Here is a 5,035-nt window from a genome sequence, read left to right as displayed (position 1 = left end):
TCCTCGCCCGCCACCTCGTCACCCAACACGGCGCCCACCACCTCCTCCTCACCAGCCGCCGCGGCCCCCAAGCCCCCGGCGCCACCGAACTCACCGCCGAACTCACCGCACTCGGCGCCCAGATCACCATCACCGCCTGCGACACCACCGACCGCGACGCACTCGCCGCCCTCCTCGCCGCCATCCCCGGCGAGCACCCCCTCACCGCCGTCATCCACACCGCCGGCGTCCTCGACGACGCCACCATCACCTCCCTCACCCCCGACCAGCTCAGCGCAGTCCTCCGCCCCAAGGCCGACGCGGCCCACCACCTCCACGAACTCACCCAGAACACCGACCTCTCCGCGTTCGTCCTCTTCTCCTCCATCGCCGGCACCCTCGGATCCCCCGGCCAGGCCAACTACGCCGCCGCCAACACCTACCTCGACGCCCTCGCCCACCACCGCCACACCAACGGACTCCCCGCCACCTCCCTCGCCTGGGGCCTGTGGGACACCGGAACAGGCATGGGCAGCACCCTGGACACCGCCGACGTCAATCGGTGGGCACGCTCCGGCATCGCCCCGATGAGCGTCAGCCTTGGCCTCTCCCTCTTCGACGCCGTTCTCACCGGCGCGGCCGGTGTGCCGCTGCTCATTCCCGCCCGACTCGACACGTCGTCCTTCCAGCAGGCCGAGAGCAACGCGGTTCCGCCGCTCCTCCGGGGGCTTGTCCGCAAGTCCGTCCGGCGGGCCGCCGATTCCGGGCCGGCCGGCGGCGGATCGGCCCTGCAGCAGCAGTTGGCGGGCCGCAGCAAGGCGGAGCAGCTACCGGTGGTCCTGGACTTCGTACGCGGCCAGGTCGCGGCCGTGCTCGGGCACGACTCGACGGACACCATCGATCCGGACCGCGAGTTCAACAAGCTGGGTCTCGACTCCCTCACCGCCGTCGAACTGCGCAACGGCCTGTGCACGGCCACCGGCCTGCGCCTGCCCGCCACCCTGATCTTCGACTACCCGACCGCCTCCTCCCTCGCCACGCACCTTCAGGCCGAACTCGGCGGCGACGAAGCCGAGGCCGTGGCCTTCGCCTCACCCGTCGCCACCGCCGCGACCGGCGACGCCGACGGCGGCGCGGAGCCGATCGCGATCGTGGGCATCGGCTGCCGGTTCCCGGGCGGCGTGAGCTCGCCCGAGGAGCTGTGGCAGCTGGTCGCCGACGGCGTCGACGCGGTCGGCGAATTCCCCGCCGCGCGAGGCTGGAACATCGACGAGCTCTACGACCCGAACCCCGACGCGCCCGGCAAGACCTACACCCGCCAGGGTGGCTTCCTCTACGACGCCGACCTGTTCGACGCCGACTTCTTCGGGATCAGCCCGCGCGAGGCACTGGCCCTCGACCCCCAGCAGCGTCTCCTCCTGGAGACCGCCTGGGAGGCTGTCGAGAGTGCGGGCCTGGAGCCGGCCGCGCTGCGCGGCACCCACACGGGCGTCTTCGCCGGCGTCGTCACGCAGGAGTACGTCTCCCTCACCCACCAGGGTCCGGAAGGCGTCGAGGGGTACATCCTGACCGGCACCACGGCCAGCGTCGCCTCCGGCCGTGTCGCGTACGCCCTCGGGCTGGAGGGTCCGGCGGTCACCGTCGACACCGCCTGTTCCTCCTCCCTGGTCGCGCTGCACCTCGCCACGCAGGCCCTGCGCAACGGCGAATGCGGCATGGCGCTCGCCGGCGGTGCGACCGTGATGGCCAATCCGGGCATGTTCCTGGAGTTCAGCCGCCAGCGCGGCCTGGCCCCCGACGGCCGCTGCAAGTCCTTCTCCTCGGCCGCCAACGGCACGACGTGGGCCGAAGGCGTCGGCCTGCTCCTCCTGGAGCGCCTGTCCGACGCCCAGCGCAACGGCCACCGCGTGCTCGCCCTGGTCCGTGGCACCGCCGTCAACCAGGACGGCGCCAGCAACGGCCTCACCGCCCCGAACGGCCCCTCACAGCAGCGGGTCATCCGCCAGGCCCTGGCCAGTGCCGGCCTCAAGCCCGGCGACGTGGACGCCGTCGAAGCGCACGGCACGGGCACCAAACTCGGCGACCCGATCGAGGCCCAGGCGATCCTCGCCACCTACGGCAAGAACCGCCCCGCCGACCAGCCGCTGTGGCTCGGCTCCTTCAAGTCGAACATCGGACACGCCCAGGCCGCGGCCGGTGTCGGCGGTGTCATCAAGATGGTCCAGGCGATGCAGCACGGCCTGCTCCCCAAGACCCTCCACGTCGACGCGCCCTCCCCCCACATCGACTGGGAGGCCGGGGCCGTCTCGCTCCTGACCGAGGCCACGCCCTGGCCCGAGACCGGCCACCCGCGCCGGGCCGGCGTCTCCTCCTTCGGCATCAGCGGTACCAACTCCCACGTCATCCTCGAGCAGGCGCCGGACACGGCCCCCACGGCCGATGCCAAGGCCCTGACTCCTGGCGTGCTTCCCACGCTGCCGGTGGTTCCGTGGGTGCTGTCGGGCAAGACCGAGCAGGCCGTCCGTGACCAGGCCGCCCGCCTCGCCGCACACCTGACCAGCCACCCCGACCAGGACATCACCCGCGTCGCCCACGCCCTGGCCACCACCCGCACCCACTTCGACCACCGCGCCGCCACCACCGGCACCACCCAGGACGAACTCCTCACCGGCCTGCGCGCCATCGCCAACGGCACCACACCCACGTCAACCACCAGCGGTGGCACTGGCAAGACCGCGTTCCTGTTCACCGGACAGGGCTCCCAACGCAACGGCATGGGCCGCGAACTCCACGACGTCTTCCCCGCGTTCGCCGCCGCCCTCGACAACGTCTGCGACCACTTCACCCCCCACCTCCAACACCCCCTGCGCGACGTCATGTTCGCCCCCGCCGACACCGAACTCGGCGACCTCCTCCACCAGACCGCCTACACCCAACCCGCCCTCTTCGCCCTCGAAACCGCCCTCCACACCCTCATCCGCACCTGGGACATCCACCCCGACTACCTCACCGGCCACTCCATCGGCGAACTCACCGCCGCCCACGCCGCCGGCGTCCTCACCCTCACCGACGCCACCACCCTCGTCGCCGCCCGCGGCCGCCTCATGCAAAACGCCCGCACCGACGGCACCATGATCACCATCCAAGCCACCGAACAGGAACTCCTCCCCCTCCTCGAACAGCACCCCGGTGTCACCATCGCCGCCCTCAACACCCCCCACTCCACCGTCATCTCCGGCGACCACGACACCGCCCACACCATCGCCCGCCACTTCGCCGAACAAGGCCGCAAAACCAGGCAGCTCCACGTCAGCCACGCCTTCCACTCCCCCCACATGGACGACATCCTCGACACCTTCCGGGAAGTCGCCGAGTCCCTGACCTATACGGCGCCCACCACCCCGGTCATCTCCAACGTCACCGGACAGATCGCCACGGCGGAGGAGCTAACCTCACCGGCTTACTGGACCCGGCACATCCGCGAAGCCGTCCGCTTCGCCGACGCCCTCACCACTCTCCACAACAACGGCGTCACCACCCACCTCGAAATCGGCCCCGACACCACCCTCACCACCCTCACCCGCACCACCCACCCCGACACCACCACCATCCCCACCCTCCACCCCACCACCCCCGAAACCCACACCCTCACCACCGCCCTCACCACCCTCCACACCACCGGCACCAGGATCAGTTGGGCCGCGCTCCTCGGCCACCACCCCGGCCACACCGACCTCCCCACCTACCCCTTCCAACACCAGAGCTACTGGCTCCACCCCACCCCCACCACCGGCGACATCACGACCGCCGGCATCACCCCCAGCCACCACCCCATCCTCACCGCCACCATCGAACTCCCCGAAGGAATCCGGCTCTTCACCGGCCGGCTGTCCCAGGCGACGCATGCCTGGCTCGCGGACCACACCGTGCACGACACGGTCATCCTGCCCGGCACCGCCTTCATCGACCTCGCCCTCTACGCGGCCCAGCACACCGACACCACCACCGTTGACGAGCTCACCCTCCAGGCGCCTCTCGTCCTGCCCTCCGACGCCGCCACTCGGCTCCAGCTCGCCCTCACCCCGGCCGACGAGACCGGACGCCGCACCCTCACCATCCACTCGCGTCCGGACAGCGACGACAACCCCGACTGGACGCTGCACGCCACGGGTCAGCTCGTCGCGGACCCGTCGGCCGAAGCGCGGGCCGCGGACCTGACGGCCTGGCCGCCTACCGGTGCGAAGCCCGTCGACCTCCACGACCTCTATCCGCGCATCCACGACCTCGGCTACCACTACGGCCCGCTCTTCCAGGGCCTCCAGGCCGCCTGGCAGCAGGGCACCACCACCTACGCCGAGATCGCCCTCCCGGATGCCCCTGAAGCGAAGCCCGACGGCTTCGCCATTCACCCGGCGCTCCTCGACGCCGCCCTCCACGCACAGCTCACCAACCTCACCGACGCCACCGACCACATCCCCCTCCCCTTCGCCTGGCACGGCGTCACCCTCCACACCGCCGGCACGCCCACCGCCCTCCGCGTGTCCATCACGCCGACCGACGCGGACGGTTCGGCCACGCTCTCGCTCGCCGACGCGGACGGCACCCCGGTTGCCACGATCCGCACGCTCACCGCTCGGCCCGTCAGCGCCGAGCAGATCGCGGCCGCCGCGCGCACCAACCCCGAGCACAACGCGCTCCACCAGCTCACCTGGCCGGCCATCACCGTTCCGACCGCCGTCGGCGCGCCCAGCGGGCCGTGGGCGATCCTCGGAGCCGACGGTGGGCGGACAGCCGATGTGCTCCGATCCGCCGGCGTGCAGTCCCAGACGTACACGGACCTCCGGACGATGCTCGACGGGCTGGGAGCCGGGGACCCGAAGCCCGAACTGGTTCTCGCCATTCCCTCCGTCGATGGGGCCGTCGAGGTCGGGGAGCTGCTCGTCGACACGCTGGCGCTGGTACAGGGCTTCCTCACGGACGAACTGCTCAACAGCACGCGCCTGGTGATCGTCACCCAGCACGCGGTGGCCACCACCGACAACGAGGACATCACCGA

General features: G+C 71.4%; 1 protein-coding gene. It reads left to right on the top strand.

Going from position 1 to position 5,035, the window contains the following annotated elements; genetic code table 11:
* Positions 1–5,035 (top strand): beta-ketoacyl synthase N-terminal-like domain-containing protein (locus ABZW10_RS38550; protein WP_355376355.1); only part of this gene is annotated, 5,035 nt, incomplete at both ends.

This window comes from Kitasatospora sp. NPDC004723, assembly GCF_040609255.1.
In the GTDB taxonomy this organism is placed as follows: Bacteria; Actinomycetota; Actinomycetes; order Streptomycetales; family Streptomycetaceae; genus Kitasatospora.
The sequence above is the reverse complement of the archived record's forward strand: the minus strand, read 5'-3'. Positions and strand labels throughout refer to the sequence as shown.